Here is a 14,194-nt window from a genome sequence, read left to right on the forward strand (position 1 = left end):
TGAGCAGCCTGATAACCTTGAGGCGCTGTTACCTTGGAACATTAAGAAAGGCTAGGTGTCGTTAGCTAGACGCTTACGAACTAAGGGAATCTATTGAGGATACATTACCGCCAGAACTAAAAGGATTTATTGATGTTTTTGTTTTGGATGTATCGCGCCATTAATTATTTTTAGTGAAATATGATGCTAGCGCATTAGTTTATAGCTGGCAGGAATATTTGGCATAGAAAAACTTATCCCAAACTCTAAGGTTTAACAAACCCCGAAACTTATATTTGTCCAAAAACGAGTTTATCTGACTGTCTGCTTCTCGCTCAAATAAGACCCCGAAAAGTGGCTCATATAGCTATCAAGGTTAACGCTTTCAAAAAACAGAGCATATTTCCGATAACTACCTTTGAAGCCCTAGAAACGGAAGTTTACTTCCGAAATATGGCAATATAGGCTTAAAATCGGAAGTATTCTTCCGTTTTGTACTTTAAGATTATAAGCCGGTGTCTAGTGAAAGCTGGGAAATCCAAACTCGTTTCTGCACCAAAACGAGTTACTAAAAACTCATATTGCATTTTGGTAGACTGAATATTCAAACAAGTCCTAAAGCAAAGTTCGGATTACACAATAGAATACGTTGGATTATTGCCGACTTTCCAAGAAATCACGTTTTTTCTCAGACTCAATATACTTTAATTTATACTCTATACGTTTTTCGATATTTGAACGATGTTCTAATAAATCAACAGAATTTAACAAAGGTAATAGCGTGATAAGATAATTCTTTTCTTATTCCAATGGTTAAAGTTCGTTGTTAATAAGGAATGATTCAACCCAATTGACTGCGGCCACTCGCAATTCTTCGATTGATTTTGTAGGCACTAACTTTTCATCTTCCCAATTACCACTATCTATAAAAATGTGACCGCTACCATCGGGCTCAATATGAATAGTTGTATAAAGCATTCCTACGATCCAGTCCTCTTCTGGACAACTGCATTCATCACTCTGTCTTGACTCAATGAACTCATAGCAATGACTCATTTGTGCAAACGAACCATCCATATAAACCCTTAATCCAATTTCACTAACTTGTATTCAGTTTTACCTGCTCTGATAGTGCATTCGTCCTCACTACCTTGTAATTCCAGATCGAAATTGATTGGATAAATGGCTGCTACAATATAGTGCTCGCCGACAACAAACTTATCATCGTTTATGCAGCTACCTTCTTTGCGACCAAGCCACTCGACCTTATCACCAATAGCAACCTTGCCATGTAGAGCTATGACATTGCCGTTAATACCACAGACTACTGAACCATATTTTCGGCTTTCTACCACCATTACGCTCTCCTTATTCCAACCGTTATTTATAGTGAATAGCTAGCTGAATTTAATAATTGTAAAAATATATTCCAAGGCCACAGAGCCCCCACAATATAGCAATCATTAGGTGAGTATTTCTAATAAAGAAATTGTCATTTTCAGAATTTGATTTGATATTATTTTCTTCGTTTGCCATAACTTACTCCCGTATTCCAATTAAACTATTCCACAAAACTTAAAGTGTAGCGGTCTGTTATCTCAGTAATTCCACCACACACAGCTACAAATGCTAAATCACTAGCAATAAGCCAGTGCTTTGCCAGTTCATCGCTCATACACTCTTCTTCAATAAATAACTTGTCTTCACAGCTATTGAGTGCTTCTGAGGCAATCACATTCTGATTTTCGAAGTAACAATGCATAATAGAGTTTGCTAGTTTCGATTGCTCCAACAATGGTTTGTTTTCGTAATTGATTATGATTTTTAAATCCATAAGGCCGTATTCCAATTAAGCTATTTCTTCTTTTTATTCCATACGTTCAGAGCGTTTTTAAGGTACTGAATTGGCTCAGGCATAGGATGTGTCTTCCCTGGCTTAGTTTTGCGTTCATGTTTCGCATGTTCACGCTCAATCTTGCTCCAATCCTTCGGGTAAAGCTCTTGAAACTTATTAATGAAGTCATCGAATGAATATCCTTCGTTTAACTCACCAACCACATTTTCGATTTTTTCATCTTTCTTCGTTATTACAGCCATTATTTTTCCCTTAAAGCCAGTTGAACATTTTACTTTTGTGAGTAGCGCTTAATTAAACGCCACTGGCAAAAGCTTGAATTGCAACCCTATACACCATGCCTTAAATTAATGAACTCTAAAACACTTTAAGCAATTAATAAGCTTTATGTTCATGAAAAATAACTCCATCAGAGCTCAGCTCTAATGACCAAGCATATTTCCCAGTTTTACCATCAAAATTATGAATAACCCAAGGCTTATGAGTTCCTTCTTGATATCTCCGGCCCAATTCGATAGCGAGAGTTGATTGCACCGATAAGAAAAAGTGGATTTTCTTTACATTATGCTTAGCTGAAAGGAAATCTATCGATTTGAGTAAGGAGCCAGATATTCTTTTGAGATTTTCTTGGTTTAAAATTAAATTGCGTACTAATTTTATTTCTGTCGATATAAAATTAGTACTGTTTTGTAGCGAAATAGGTAGTTGAGCTTTATGGATCTCCGTAGATAACCCTAATGCAATTCCTATATCACCAGTCTCGTTTGGCTCAGCTAATAGCTTGGTATCACAAAGTTTTATATCCAAGTCTTCATCGTTCAATAGTCTCCAAGAGTCTGTGCTATGAATTTTGTCAAAATAAAATATGTTGCTAGCATTTCTCAACAAAGCTCCATAAGCAACTAAAAATGGGATACGAGCTAAGCCACCGATGTAGAGTTTTTCACATTTATCGTGAAGTACAAACCTCTTGAATAAATCCACACAAACTTCAGCGTTATAACGTTCAACTTGTTTTTCAGTATCATTGTTTACACTCAGAACTACTACTTCCCTCGCTTTGCGATGCTCTGACTTACTTAAAATATTCTCGGGAAAATCTATACTTACCCCTGGGAGGCCTGAAATTAAAACCCTAGCAGTATTTCGAGCAAAAGCTTTTAATTCCCAAAAAATCATATAACTACCTATTAACATAGGAGCAAATGATAGAATGAAAGTCATCCATGTCATCTCATTTCTTGTCCACTCAGCCCCTAAAAAAGCAACTTCAGGAGGAAGTATTATTCTTACACAGAATGTTGAGAGTGGACTGATGAAAATAGAAGCCCCAACTAACTTTGCACCAGTTGCTGATAAAGGGTATGACTTACGTTTGAAATCCAATAGTCTTTCAAAAAACCACTTTATACGGCTAAATATATGACGTTCACCCAACTTGGTACTCTCCAATTAACAATATTTGTGGTTTGGAACTTGAATTTTCGCCCATCCAAATTCTAATATGAGTTTGACCTAGAATAACAAAAAACAAACGATTCCCTTCAAATTTTGAGTACCTTAACGCGCTTTCCCAATCATATTTATCGACGCATGAATAGTCTGGTATTGGTTCAGGATGGGTATGCCAAAGACCAACATAAGTAGAGTGCTTGTTACTTTCTAGCCATATCTTATTTACGATAGAGTTATGTCCCTCAGAGCGATAAAACTGACAACGTCCTTGTCTATCTGATTCTTGAGGCTCAGTCAGATCGTCTATCAATAAAGCTCCTTCCGAATTTAGATGCTTACCAATTAAAACGCCTCCTGATTCAGGACTTGTACTCTCTAATTGCTTGAATTTGTATATACGTTTTAGCAAATTGGTAGATATACGAACTAATCCATATCCTTTAACATCGATTTGCCATTCTTTACACATTACAAACCCTACATTCGCTATTTCTTGTTAGAGATATACGTTCTTTTAAAGGCATCTTTTTATATTTATCCGTAACAGTTAAATCGGCTGAATTGTCACCTTTCCAACTTTCTGCAATGCTAGCCCTATTATTTTTCAAAATATATAAAGCTAGTGTAGCAGCCAATTCTGCGGTTCTATTTGAGTCTATAAATGAGAATGGAGTAAAAACTCCCGCACAACCAGTCAGGTTTTTCGATATAGGCTGACCAACTTTTAGAAGCGATAAATCACTTTGAGCATTTAGCTGCTTATCCTTTGTATATAAACATTCATAACAACTACAATGAAGATCGACTGCAATAGCATGTCCACCAATACCTGCGGCTTCACTCCAGCAAAAGACAGCATATTTATAGTTATGGCGTTTCAATAAATTATTTAGTTCCAAATTTACTGATGGAGAGCCCACAGCAACAATAACTACATCACAATTCTTTACATTATTAAAACTTACTACCTCATTGAATTTTTTAGGTATTGAATTCACTTTGATATAAGGCAAAGACTGTTCAATACGAAGTTTTAGTGCAGAAACCTTACTAAAACTACTAACGATACCTGACTTTTCATCTGGTTTATAGTTAAGCTCTCCACCACCTAAATGATGTCTATAAATGTTATCGGGGCTTAAACTATCGAAGTCAATTAACGTTAATTCACCTACACCAGCTTTTCCTAACATATTGGATATTTGGCTCCCAACAGAACCACAACCAATAATTGCCACTTTCTTTTCGCTAAAGGATTGATCTCCACCACCTCGTTCTATTAGATACTCTTTTGAATTTCTTAATATCGAGTATAGCTCTAGTTCCCAATCTATTGATGTACTTAGCAGCGGATGTTCACAGTGATGACTGGAAGTAAACTTCAGTAAAAACTGAGTTCTTTCACCACTTGTTCTGGGCATAGTTAAAAAGATATAAAAAGTATTATATGGGCGGTATTTCTTTGCTAACCTGAGCGCTCTTTGCCAATTTTTTTTACTTACCAATTCGAGAAGAGAAATAAAATACTTAACATTAAAATCTTTCCCTGAAGCGGGTGGGAGCTTTGCACCATCCAATGGCAGATGCATTATTTTTTCTCTACGGCACTTATCTAATGATTCTATATTACTAAATCGAAGAGGTAATGATTCATTTTTATGTGAAATCATAATAGGGCTAGAATACTTTCGGCCTTTTATTTTTTCAGGTTGACTCACCCTCATATATAAAGTTTCTGTGGATTTACTTGGATGATAAAAACTATATACTTTTTTTACTGGAGCAAAATAACCTTCCAGCTCATCTAACAATTCATCTTGATATATTTTTAAGCTGATACGATCTAGAAGCTTTACAATATCTTCAATATAAAGAGCTAGCACTTCATTTGGTCTAGAGTAGTCTGTAAATAAGCTGTCACTTTCTTCTAAGCAAATAACACCGGATTGGTTAACATGTGGTAGCACCCCAATCAAATCAGTGTTACGTAATACCGCTTTAGGTAAACTGTATGGAAATCGATCTGGAAAATATATAGAAATATCCCATAATAATTTCTTACCAATTAAGTGAAAATTAAACTTCCTTTCTTCTTCTTCGCGAGACAGCTTAATACATGGCAACTGAAGTACTGAAATCAGGCCCTGTAACTCAGAGTGAGTCATGCATTATTTCCAGTTGTTACATAGGGTGGCGTATTAGACTGTTTGCTATCTTCTACTAAAGGAAAATCAGTACTAAAAACTTTTCTAAGAATTTTACTACTTTCAACTTCAGACTCTTCATCTTTAGCTGCTTCCAAGGCTTCAAGTAAATTCACAACTTTTGTATAAAATGCGTCTTGCTGGCCTAATGTCATTTTGTAATAGACATTTTTGTATGGCTCTACTGGCAGGCTTATATCAATACACCATTTCAAAGTGCCACTTTCTTGATCCCAGGCTTGGTTAAAGCTACCTTTAATGTCTTTAACTACAATAATAAGAGCATCTAGATCACTATCTGTTTGGTATCTAAAAGCTTTTCGGGCCTGAATGGTCAAACCAATGGAAGGTGGTGCATTATTACCGTTGTCACTAAAAGCCTTGGCTTTCCATTTTTTCAAGAAACGTGCAATCCTGCGAAACTGTTTTTTATGCTCAGCTTCGGTAGCAATATCACTAATCCATTGTTTTAATCCTTTGGGATCTGCAATCCACCATTTTCGGTTTTCTACTGAGTACTCTTTCCCCCATGCAATATGATAATTTTCGTTGTTTTTAGAGTAGATGGCCAAATCAACATGGTAACCACTAGCATAATTAACTGTAATACATGGTTTGTTGAACTCAACGGTTCGATTATGGTGTTTATTAAGCTTATCAAACACCAATTTCTTGAGTTTGTTTGAATCATACTCACCGTTTGTTATGTCAAAAATAATCCCAACGTCTATGTCGTAGTGACCACTGATAGGCTTAACACCTGTGTTCATTGCATATGAGCCAAGGTCAATTTTGCTAAAAGTCAATGCCTTATCTGTATTAGGAATTTTCTCGTCTTTTAGTGAATTTCTGAGCTCACTTATCAGAAGGTCCCGCTTCTCTCTGAGAGTTGAATTTTCATCATACGTTCCCATCTTTATTGTCTCATTGAACTTCTCAAATTGTGTTTGTAGTATTGCCATGAGTACTCCCTTACTGGTTTAATTGCATTAACAAATCTATTGATGAATTTTTTAATTATGCTGACTTATTTTGAGGGAGTTGTCGATAGTAATTTTACTTAGCTGTTTAAAGTCTTTATTTATACGATTACCGCTATCTCATTCGCATCGCTAGAGTTAGTTATTGCGAAGTAACCTCTTAATAATTTCTGTTTTCACTTTTAGCTAGGCTTATGGATTACTTAAAACTATAATATTCAGTCATTGTTTCTGGAAGTTTATGCTGATAACGAAGGAGCCAACCGTAGCCCCCAAATTTTTATCTAGTTGTAAACGCGAAATAGGATCATTCAAGCAATTCATGATAATTCGAACTTCCTTTACCAAAACTCGCTCTCTTTTCTCCCAATCCACTTTTGGTTTTGGCTTAAACTTACAAGCTTTAGGTCAAGTACATTCCAACTAATGTGTTTTAACGGCTTCAACAGCCATTGTTAACTGGTCACCTGAAAAGGACGGTTTAAAACGAAAACCTATGCGATACAAGCAAGTCATTAGCTTATCAATGCTGAACTTTTCAATTCTCCCATTAACTAAATCGCTCACGCGAGGTTGCGTTAGCCCTAATTGAGCAGCTGCATCGGCCTGTGACCAATTTTTAGCATTGATAATGTCACGAATAACAATCATCAGATCTGAGCGCGTCTGTAATTCAGAGGCTTCTGCTTTATCTTCGGTTATTGCATCAAAGATATTTGAGTATTCAAGATTCATCTTAACAACCTTATTGCTTAACTTATCATCACTATATATCAGCGTTGATATATATACAAGCACTGATATAATTTATTTGTTCAATTCTTTTTGCATGAGTTTGTAGCGCTTTTTCGCTGTGTCCATTGCCTGTTTGTCTACCCCGTTAGTGGTTTTGGTAAATGAGTGCAAAATAAAAACAGTGTCAGCAAACTTTGCAACGTAAATCGTTCGATATGCTGGTCTGCCGTTCTCTATCAGCTCAACCGCACCAATACCAACACTTTCCTTTAAGTGCTTAAACTTGCTAAATGGCTCTTTGTTTTGACAAATAGCGTTTAAATCATTTGCAAAGCGCTTTTGAATTTTATCGGGCAACGCTAGAAACTCTTTTTTTGATTGATTGTTTATAAACTTAAATTTTTTCAACTGGCTAATGTCCTTCTAAGATCATTTATTCTTTTATTCCTAGTGGCGGCACTGACTTATACAAGTTATTCAGTGCATCAGTTAATCGCTGTGGATCAGGGATGATGTATGTATCAGTCATATCATCACTAACATGGCCTATAGCCATTTGTATAACGTCATAATCGACACCAGCATCAGATAGTAGGCTGGCGGTACTTTTACGCCCTGAGTGGCTTGAGCCTTGTTTAAAGCCGCAACTCTTAAACAGGTTTCTAACGTAGTTCTCCATGCTTGAGCAAACTAGCGTTTCTTTTTGCCCGTCTTGAGTTTGATACTTTTTGACGTTAAACGACAACTTAACCCAGCGCTTACCGCTCTTAGCTAAAAATAGAGGGCTGTCACCATTTAACCCGCCATAACTACCGTCAAGGGACAGCATGCCTTTATCTTTAATGCGTCTGTCACGCCAAGCTAAAATGGCTTGCCTTTGTTGCTTTAAAACTAAAGCACAGTCACGGCTTTGATTGGTTTTGGTGTAATCAGCTCTCATTCTAAAAATAGATTTCAGCTCGCCTGATTTAGTAAAAACATCTTTAACTAGCAACTGGCAAGTTTCACCAATGCGCGTTAATGAGCCGAACAAGAACCAAATTAAAGCTACGTTTCTCTCTGCGGTTTCACCACGATTAGCATTAGCAAGTATGTGCTTTAGCTGCGCTTTGCTTTCTATTTTCCCTGCGCCTTTTCTGCTTGCTTCAAGCCGCTTTACCGCGTCAGAAACAGGCCGTCTACGCACAGGCTTATGACCTTTCTCAAATGGCATATAACACCTAGTTTACACCCAATTCCAACATAGTATATTAAATAAACACCAAAAACCACAGGCGTTGTGTTTGTTGGTGATATTGGAATAGTGGTTTAAAGTAATATTCTTATCTATCACCTAGGCATATATAAATTTTCACATTGCCAAAGCAGACACTTGTCACTACAATTAAAGACAAATGTCTTAAGTGGTAAATTTATAATGAGCGAACTACAACAAAAGAGCACACGGCCAGACTTTCTCAATGTCGTGACGCTTGGCAAATTAAATACGCACTCAAACCCAATGGCTGAAATAGCCACAGCACAAATCGGGATCACAACAGCCGGTTTACGTGCATTTTCTACGTTAATGCATTGGGAAATGGGTGTTATAGCCAAAGCATTGGGAACGACTGAACGCACTTTATTACGCAACAAAGAAAAACCCTTAAATAAACAGATCAGTGAGAATGCGCTTGAAGTCGCAAGGCTATCAAGCTTTGGTGCGGCATATTTCGGTAATATCGACAACTGGAATACGTGGCTAGACACGCCGAACGTCCAATTTGATAACCAACCACCGCGTTCAATGATGAACAGCATCCGTGGCCGCGAATTGATACGCAGAGTTATTAACGGGCTACAGTATGGATTCACTGCTTAATGATTGTGTACCGTATCGGCCCCAAACAATATAACAATGTCAGCAACTGCCTTTCTGGATTAGGCGGCATGGTCGCAGAAGGCCGGTGGCATTATGCAGGTGCCCCTATCGTTTATACCGCCTCAACGCGGTCGCTTGGTATGCTTGAACGCTTAGTTAATGATTCACAAGAAATACTAAAAGAAAACTTGAGTGTCGTTCTTATTCAAATACCAGATACGTTAAAGGTACTAAGGTTAGTGGAGGGTGAGCTTCCTACCGGTTGGAACGCGTACCCTTATGCTGCAGATACTCAGTCACTTGGAAGTGACTTTTTAATGAATGGAGACTCTGCAGTGCTTCAAGTACCATCAAGCCTATGCCCGCAAGAATATAATTTTATTATCAACCCGCAACATCCTGATGCACGTAAAATAAAATGCATTGATTGTTCTGACTTTGTTTATCCAAATAGACTAGCTAATAAGCTGTAGTAAAACTTATTATTTATAAGAAGCACTTATTTATGTACCCATTGAATTATTTGGTACTATTACATCCAAATTTATTAACAGAGTATTATTTATGGAAACCAGCGAAGAGAAGATTACATGCCCCGGCTGTCGAGAAGATTTTTTGCTAACAGAACATAATCCAAACGGTGTTGGTGGAGAGAGAGAACGCTACTCATGCCCCTATTCTGGTTGCAATTTTTCAGCTAAGCAATATACGCCTGGCAGTTTTTCCACTTCTATAGACACGGAAGGGACAAATTAAATGCGACCTAGATTAGTCCCTACTGATGGCATTGGATGGATTTTTAGAATTAGATAGAATGGTTCTGGCGCAGCCTGCGAAGACAAAATAAGCGCCAAAACCAAAAACGATATTTTAATCTTTTATGCATTGCTCCTCAATAAAGTCCAAATTATCTTCTACATTTATTACAAAATATTCATTTGTACGAGGCCTATAAAAACCATCAAAATCTATTTTCCCTGCATTATAGATTTGAACAATGTCTTTATGTAACTCTGAGTGAGACCATGTTCCACCATAAATTTCCATAAAGATGTCTACATGATTCCCCGGAAAACTTAATAGCTTTAAGGCTCTTCTTGGTTGAGTTTTAAAAACAATAGGCTCAAGGTTAGGTATATTGTTACACCCAAAGTTCGCGTATCTATTTGCCTCAGCGTGATTGTTACTAAGCCACAATGTACCCTTAACTGGCAATCCTGGTTTATGCGCTCCACCATGGTATAAGTTTGAAGCTTGTTGACCTTGGTACATTGAAAGCTTTGAAAAATGCTCATATAACTTTTCATTGATAGGTGTAGGTTCTGCCATAGATTGAGTTGCTTCTTGATAGTTAATTTTGTTTTCAACTTCTACAGCATTAGCTGCTGGTTTATTGAATAACTTACTAATGAAATTGAGTAGCATCGGTTTTCTCCTGTTAATTGGCCACGTACTATCACTTAGCAAGTGCAACCGGTAATTCTTTTAAGTTTGTTGTGTAGCTCTTTGGCGCTAAACCATCTTTTGGCTTCCACTCCTGCTTAAAGCCCTGCACGCCAAATCTGATAACATTGTTGCCAAATTTACTGTTTATTTCATCACTTACGGTAGTCTTTTTATTGACGTTTGAAATGCCTGAATCAACAAACAGATTGAGTTGCTGGTGGTCATTCTTTGACAATAACTGGTTGAAGATCACACCAACTTTTTTGAATAAATAACCTTCCTGATATATTTGACTTAAGCCAAACATTGCGTATTTGATCAACACATCACAGTCAGCACAATGGAACGGCAAGTTAACTTGCATGCTCTTACTCAGCTGTGGTTGAGAAGACCTATAAACATCCGTTGAAACAAATATTGTTATGCTGTTGGTGAATAATTCAAACCGTCTTAACTTCCCGGCTCCAGTTGAAACATGTGAAGAAAGTGCGCTTTTAAGCTCATTTAAATCAGAAACAAGCTTACCCATGCTTTTAGAAACACAAATACTATCGCGACCTTCGTTTAGGTCCTTAAGCTCCACTGCATTCACACCATTGAGTTCTTGTATAGTTCGAGATAAAACAACACCGAATTTTCGTTTTGCTTCTACTACATTAAAATTCTTTAATTCTAATCCCGACGTTATTCCCAGTGAAGAGAGCTTTTCGGCTGTTTTAGAACCTACCCCCCAAACATCTCTGGTCTTAACTCTTTGCAGTACCCAATCAACTTTAAGGGGTGTATCGAGCACAGCAACCCCATTTGTTTTAGCTTTCCATTCATTAAGTTTCGCAGCATGAGAAGCTAACTTGGCAAGTGTTTTCGTATGAGCGACACCGACACCAATGCCCAAGTTCTTAGCCAACGTATTTTTAATATGTAATGCGTATGATTTAGGGTTTGGAGCCATGGTTGAATCAATACGACCAAAGCTTTCATCAATTGAGTAGCGGTGGCAGTCAAACATTAGTTCTTCTAGTTCTGTATGAAACCGGTTGCTCATATCACCAAATAAAGTGAAATTACTGCCCCACACATGGCCATTACTGGTTTGAATTACTTCTTTTATTTTGAAGTGTGGCTCACCCATCTTTATGCCTAAAGCTTTCATCGGTTGATTTCGCGCTATGATATTGCCTTGATTTGAACTTAACACCCCAAGCGGAGTGGAATTAATGTCGTATTGAGGGTTAAATAACTGAATAAATGAAACGTATGCAGCGTTAATATCACAAAGGACCCACATCAGAAAATATTGATAGCGCTGGTTACAACGCCCCATATAACATTTTCATCCCAATTATTCTCATCATCAAATTCGACCACGATTGACTCGTACTCTTTGTTTGTAGTGGTAGAGTAATTTTGGTCACCCATTAAGAAAGAAATGTTATGCTATTTGCATACAAATTTGGGTGAAAAAAATGACAAAATTAAATCGTGCAACGTACTCCGCTTCAATCAAATTAGAAACGGCTCAACTTGTAGTTGACCAAGGTTATACACAAGAAGAAGCAGCCAAAGCGATGGGTGTTGGTAAATCAACCGTAAGTAAATGGGTTGCTCAATTAAAGCAAGAACGTAATGGCCAGTCACCATTGGCTTCACCAATGACACCCGAACAAATTGAAATCCGTGAACTTAAAAAGCAAATCCAACGCATTGAATTAGAAAAGGATATATTAAAAAAGGCTACCGCTCTCTTGATGTCCGACTCCCTGAACAATTCTCGTTAATTGAGAAATTAAATCAACGAGAGCGTTACCCTATTAGTGTGCTATGTAGTGTATTTAATGTGCATCGTAGCAGCTATAAATACTGGGCTATACGGGATACGACACCGACACCAGAGCAAGTAAGGTTAGAGGCTGAAGTTAAAGCCATACATACAATGAGTGGGGGCTCAGCAGGTGCGAGGACAATCGCGGCAATCGCAACGAATAACGATTTTGAATTAAGCCGTTATCGTGCTGCTAAGTTAATGATTAAATTAAAGCTAGAAAGCTGCCAAGTACCTCAACATTCATATAAACGCGGCGGTAATGAACACCTTGAAATCCCAAACCTGCTTGATAGGCAGTTCGATGTTGTTGAGCCAGATACCGTGTGGTGCGGTGATGTTACATATATTTGGACAGGCAATCGCTGGGCTTATTTAGCGGTCGTTATTGATTTATTTGCGCGTAAAGTTGTGGGTTGGGCAATGTCATTGTCGCCAGATTCTAACTTAACGCTAAAAGCGCTTGAGTTAGCTTACGAAAGCAGAGGCAGACCAAGTGGGTTGATGTTTCACTCAGACCAAGGAAGCCATTATACGAGCTTGAAGTACCGCCAACGTTTATGGCGCTATAAAATCACACAAAGCATGAGTCGACGCGGAAATTGTTGGGATAATGCGCCAATGGAGCGATTTTTTAGAAGCTTTAAAACAGAATGGATGCCAAAGGTTGGATATGGGAATTTTATAGACGCTAAATATAGTGTGAGTGATTATATCAACGGATATTACAACAATGTTAGACCGCATCATTATAATGCTGGTTTAGCGCCAAATGAATCTGAGATTAGATACAAAGACTCTAAAACTGTGGCCAAATTTTATTGACCACTACAGTTAGAGCTTAAAAATAGTGCCCTGCTGTTTTCAGGCTCTAACTTTAAACGCTTAACAACAAACTCGTTATCAAGTGTTGCAAGCACTATTCGACCGGTAGTGGCTTTTAAGGATTTATCAACGACAATAATTGCGCCGTCTTGAATGTCAGGGATCATGCTATCCCCAGCAACTTTGAATAAAAAAGAACTATTTGGCCGCGCCATGAGTAATGTATCCAAGCTAATTGGTTTGGATAAACAATCTTCTGCAGGATTTGGAAAGCCTGCTGCAGCTTTAAATTCGGAGAGGGAAAATAAGCTATTGGATTTCTTAATTGAAATTGGTTGCATACCGAGTACCACTGTTTGAATACACAGTTATTCTATGGCTCGAATGTATGAGAAGCAAGTTTTGGTACATTTATTTTGGTATCGAATATTTAGTGGAATGTGCCGCATCTAGTTTTAACAATTAATTCAATTTAGAGATTAATAACGAGTCAACTTATTCAGATCCATTATTTCAATATTCGTTTAGCCTATTTACGTTTATGAGTTATAGTTAATTTTACTGTAGTTACTTGGCATTTTAGATATGGATGATAAACAAGACTGGTTTGATGAATATAATGAGTTTGTAAAATCAGCGAAGGTAAAAGGTAAATGTTCCTTTTGTAGTACGGAGATGAAGCCTGTTGATGTGGTAGGTCTAATTTTTAATAGAGATATATGCGTGTGCGATAACAAGGAGTGTCGGGAATTTTTACAGGTATGTTTAAAGCCAGGTTGCGATAATTATGCAAAATCAGGAATTCTACCACGACCTTTATGTAAATGGTGTTTAGAAGAATCGGTAGCGCCAGTTGCAAAGACTATTCTCAAGGCTGTAGGTATGGCAAGCACGGCAGCGCTTACTTTGTACGTAAAAAATAAAATGTCAGATAAATAGTTACGCGGATTCAAATCTGAAGTGCATAACGTTTAGGCGGCTTTAGCCGCCAAGTGATCCTGCATCAATTTTGCAGGCGTTTCAAATCCAAGT

The 14,194-nt window shown here is 37.6% G+C and carries 18 protein-coding genes; 4 read left to right on the forward strand and 14 right to left on the reverse strand.

Features of this window, described 5'->3' with window-relative positions; translation table 11 throughout:
• Positions 1-792 precede the first annotated feature (792 nt).
• From I6E85_RS20235 to I6E85_RS20285, 11 genes are all read right to left on the reverse strand, one after another.
• A complete protein-coding gene (locus I6E85_RS20235; RefSeq protein WP_155945832.1) occupies positions 793-957 on the reverse strand; it encodes a hypothetical protein in 165 nt (54 codons plus the stop codon).
• Positions 958-1,064: 107 nt separating this feature from the next.
• Entirely contained in the window at positions 1,065-1,337 is a 273-nt protein-coding gene (locus I6E85_RS20240; protein WP_024589348.1) for a hypothetical protein, read from the reverse strand.
• A 203-nt stretch (positions 1,338-1,540) separates the two neighbouring features.
• A complete protein-coding gene (locus tag I6E85_RS20245; RefSeq protein ID WP_024589347.1) occupies positions 1,541-1,813 on the reverse strand; it encodes a hypothetical protein in 273 nt (90 codons plus the stop codon).
• A 20-nt stretch (positions 1,814-1,833) separates the two neighbouring features.
• Complete coding sequence (locus I6E85_RS20250) at positions 1,834-2,076, reverse strand: hypothetical protein (RefSeq protein ID WP_024589346.1); 243 nt, start codon at positions 2,074-2,076, stop codon at positions 1,834-1,836.
• Between the two features lie 133 nt (positions 2,077-2,209).
• A complete protein-coding gene (locus I6E85_RS20255; RefSeq protein WP_024608796.1) occupies positions 2,210-3,271 on the reverse strand; it encodes an SAVED domain-containing protein in 1,062 nt (353 codons plus the stop codon).
• Entirely contained in the window at positions 3,264-3,758 is a 495-nt protein-coding gene (locus tag I6E85_RS20260; RefSeq protein ID WP_024589343.1) for a Mov34/MPN/PAD-1 family protein, read from the reverse strand. The genes I6E85_RS20255 and I6E85_RS20260 overlap by 8 nt, the downstream gene beginning before the upstream one ends.
• Positions 3,751-5,454 carry a ThiF family adenylyltransferase gene (locus tag I6E85_RS20265; RefSeq protein ID WP_024589342.1) on the reverse strand — a complete coding sequence of 568 codons (1,704 nt, stop codon included), beginning with the start codon at positions 5,452-5,454 and terminating at the stop codon, positions 3,751-3,753. The genes I6E85_RS20260 and I6E85_RS20265 overlap by 8 nt, the downstream gene beginning before the upstream one ends.
• A complete protein-coding gene (locus I6E85_RS20270) occupies positions 5,451-6,455 on the reverse strand; it encodes a nucleotidyltransferase (RefSeq protein WP_024589341.1) in 1,005 nt (334 codons plus the stop codon). The genes I6E85_RS20265 and I6E85_RS20270 overlap by 4 nt, the downstream gene beginning before the upstream one ends.
• 441 nt (positions 6,456-6,896) lie before the next feature.
• The gene (locus I6E85_RS20275; RefSeq protein ID WP_024589340.1) at positions 6,897-7,208 is read right to left on the reverse strand and encodes a helix-turn-helix domain-containing protein; all 312 of its coding nucleotides are present in this window, start codon (positions 7,206-7,208) and stop codon (positions 6,897-6,899) included.
• Positions 7,209-7,280: 72 nt separating this feature from the next.
• On the reverse strand, positions 7,281-7,616 hold the full coding sequence (locus tag I6E85_RS20280; protein ID WP_024589339.1) for a type II toxin-antitoxin system RelE/ParE family toxin: 336 nt from the start codon (positions 7,614-7,616) through the stop codon (positions 7,281-7,283).
• A gap of 25 nt (positions 7,617-7,641) precedes the next feature.
• Positions 7,642-8,421 carry a site-specific integrase gene (locus I6E85_RS20285; RefSeq protein ID WP_024589338.1) on the reverse strand — a complete coding sequence of 260 codons (780 nt, stop codon included), beginning with the start codon at positions 8,419-8,421 and terminating at the stop codon, positions 7,642-7,644.
• Positions 8,422-8,673: 252 nt separating this feature from the next.
• On the opposite strand from I6E85_RS20285, the gene I6E85_RS20290 reads away from it, so the two are divergent.
• Positions 8,674-9,069: an MbcA/ParS/Xre antitoxin family protein gene (locus I6E85_RS20290; RefSeq protein WP_225305783.1), complete on the forward strand. Its 396-nt coding sequence runs from the start codon at positions 8,674-8,676 to the stop codon at positions 9,067-9,069.
• Positions 9,069-9,542 carry an RES family NAD+ phosphorylase gene (locus I6E85_RS20295; protein ID WP_024589336.1) on the forward strand — a complete coding sequence of 158 codons (474 nt, stop codon included), beginning with the start codon at positions 9,069-9,071 and terminating at the stop codon, positions 9,540-9,542. The genes I6E85_RS20290 and I6E85_RS20295 overlap by 1 nt, the downstream gene beginning before the upstream one ends.
• 397 nt (positions 9,543-9,939) lie before the next feature.
• Here the strand turns inward: I6E85_RS20295 and I6E85_RS20300 are convergent, their stop codons facing one another.
• Together I6E85_RS20300 and I6E85_RS20305 are read right to left on the reverse strand one after the other, a co-directional pair.
• Entirely contained in the window at positions 9,940-10,494 is a 555-nt protein-coding gene (locus I6E85_RS20300) for a hypothetical protein (protein ID WP_024589335.1), read from the reverse strand.
• 31 nt (positions 10,495-10,525) lie between these two features.
• Positions 10,526-11,839, reverse strand: coding sequence for a Y-family DNA polymerase (locus I6E85_RS20305; protein WP_080671248.1), 1,314 nt, complete (start codon positions 11,837-11,839; stop codon positions 10,526-10,528).
• A 142-nt stretch (positions 11,840-11,981) separates the two neighbouring features.
• On the opposite strand from I6E85_RS20305, the gene I6E85_RS20310 reads away from it, so the two are divergent.
• Positions 11,982-13,162 (forward strand): IS3 family transposase gene (locus I6E85_RS20310; RefSeq protein WP_155945833.1). Its coding sequence is split into 2 segments (ribosomal slippage): positions 11,982-12,240 and positions 12,240-13,162, totalling 1,182 coding nucleotides; the frame shifts between segments, so codons are not numbered across the junction.
• On the opposite strand, the gene I6E85_RS20315 is transcribed toward I6E85_RS20310, so the two are convergent.
• Positions 13,156-13,503, reverse strand: coding sequence for a LexA family transcriptional regulator (locus I6E85_RS20315; RefSeq protein WP_080671214.1), 348 nt, complete (start codon positions 13,501-13,503; stop codon positions 13,156-13,158). The two genes, I6E85_RS20310 and I6E85_RS20315, sit on opposite strands and share 7 nt — an antisense overlap.
• A gap of 244 nt (positions 13,504-13,747) precedes the next feature.
• Here I6E85_RS20315 and I6E85_RS20320 point away from each other — a divergent pair, with 244 nt between their 5' ends.
• Positions 13,748-14,101, forward strand: a complete 354-nt coding sequence (locus I6E85_RS20320) for a hypothetical protein (protein ID WP_024589330.1) — start codon at positions 13,748-13,750, stop codon at positions 14,099-14,101.
• The last annotated feature ends 93 nt before the right edge of the window (positions 14,102-14,194 follow it).

Origin of the sequence: Pseudoalteromonas sp. NZS71 (assembly GCF_015864715.1) — a bacterium.
GTDB classification, from domain to species: domain Bacteria; phylum Pseudomonadota; class Gammaproteobacteria; order Enterobacterales; family Alteromonadaceae; genus Pseudoalteromonas; species Pseudoalteromonas arctica.

What these genes read in the sequence shown, in the direction of transcription:
- I6E85_RS20235 (WP_155945832.1), bottom strand. Translation starts at nt 957, where the DNA reads ATGCTTTATACAACTATTCATATTGAGCCCGATGGTAGCGGTCACATT.
- I6E85_RS20240 (WP_024589348.1), bottom strand. Translation starts at nt 1,337, where the DNA reads ATGGTGGTAGAAAGCCGAAAATATGGTTCAGTAGTCTGTGGTATTAAC.
- I6E85_RS20245 (WP_024589347.1), bottom strand. Translation starts at nt 1,813, where the DNA reads ATGGATTTAAAAATCATAATCAATTACGAAAACAAACCATTGTTGGAG.
- I6E85_RS20250 (WP_024589346.1), bottom strand. Translation starts at nt 2,076, where the DNA reads ATGGCTGTAATAACGAAGAAAGATGAAAAAATCGAAAATGTGGTTGGT.
- I6E85_RS20260 (WP_024589343.1), bottom strand. Translation starts at nt 3,758, where the DNA reads ATGTGTAAAGAATGGCAAATCGATGTTAAAGGATATGGATTAGTTCGT.
- I6E85_RS20265 (WP_024589342.1), bottom strand. Translation starts at nt 5,454, where the DNA reads ATGACTCACTCTGAGTTACAGGGCCTGATTTCAGTACTTCAGTTGCCA.
- I6E85_RS20270 (WP_024589341.1), bottom strand. Translation starts at nt 6,455, where the DNA reads ATGGCAATACTACAAACACAATTTGAGAAGTTCAATGAGACAATAAAG.
- I6E85_RS20275 (WP_024589340.1), bottom strand. Translation starts at nt 7,208, where the DNA reads ATGAATCTTGAATACTCAAATATCTTTGATGCAATAACCGAAGATAAA.
- I6E85_RS20285 (WP_024589338.1), bottom strand. Translation starts at nt 8,421, where the DNA reads ATGCCATTTGAGAAAGGTCATAAGCCTGTGCGTAGACGGCCTGTTTCT.
- I6E85_RS20295 (WP_024589336.1), top strand. Translation starts at nt 9,069, where the DNA reads ATGATTGTGTACCGTATCGGCCCCAAACAATATAACAATGTCAGCAAC.
- I6E85_RS20300 (WP_024589335.1), bottom strand. Translation starts at nt 10,494, where the DNA reads ATGCTACTCAATTTCATTAGTAAGTTATTCAATAAACCAGCAGCTAAT.
- I6E85_RS20305 (WP_080671248.1), bottom strand. Translation starts at nt 11,839, where the DNA reads ATGGGGCGTTGTAACCAGCGCTATCAATATTTTCTGATGTGGGTCCTT.
- I6E85_RS20315 (WP_080671214.1), bottom strand. Translation starts at nt 13,503, where the DNA reads ATGCAACCAATTTCAATTAAGAAATCCAATAGCTTATTTTCCCTCTCC.
- I6E85_RS20320 (WP_024589330.1), top strand. Translation starts at nt 13,748, where the DNA reads ATGGATGATAAACAAGACTGGTTTGATGAATATAATGAGTTTGTAAAA.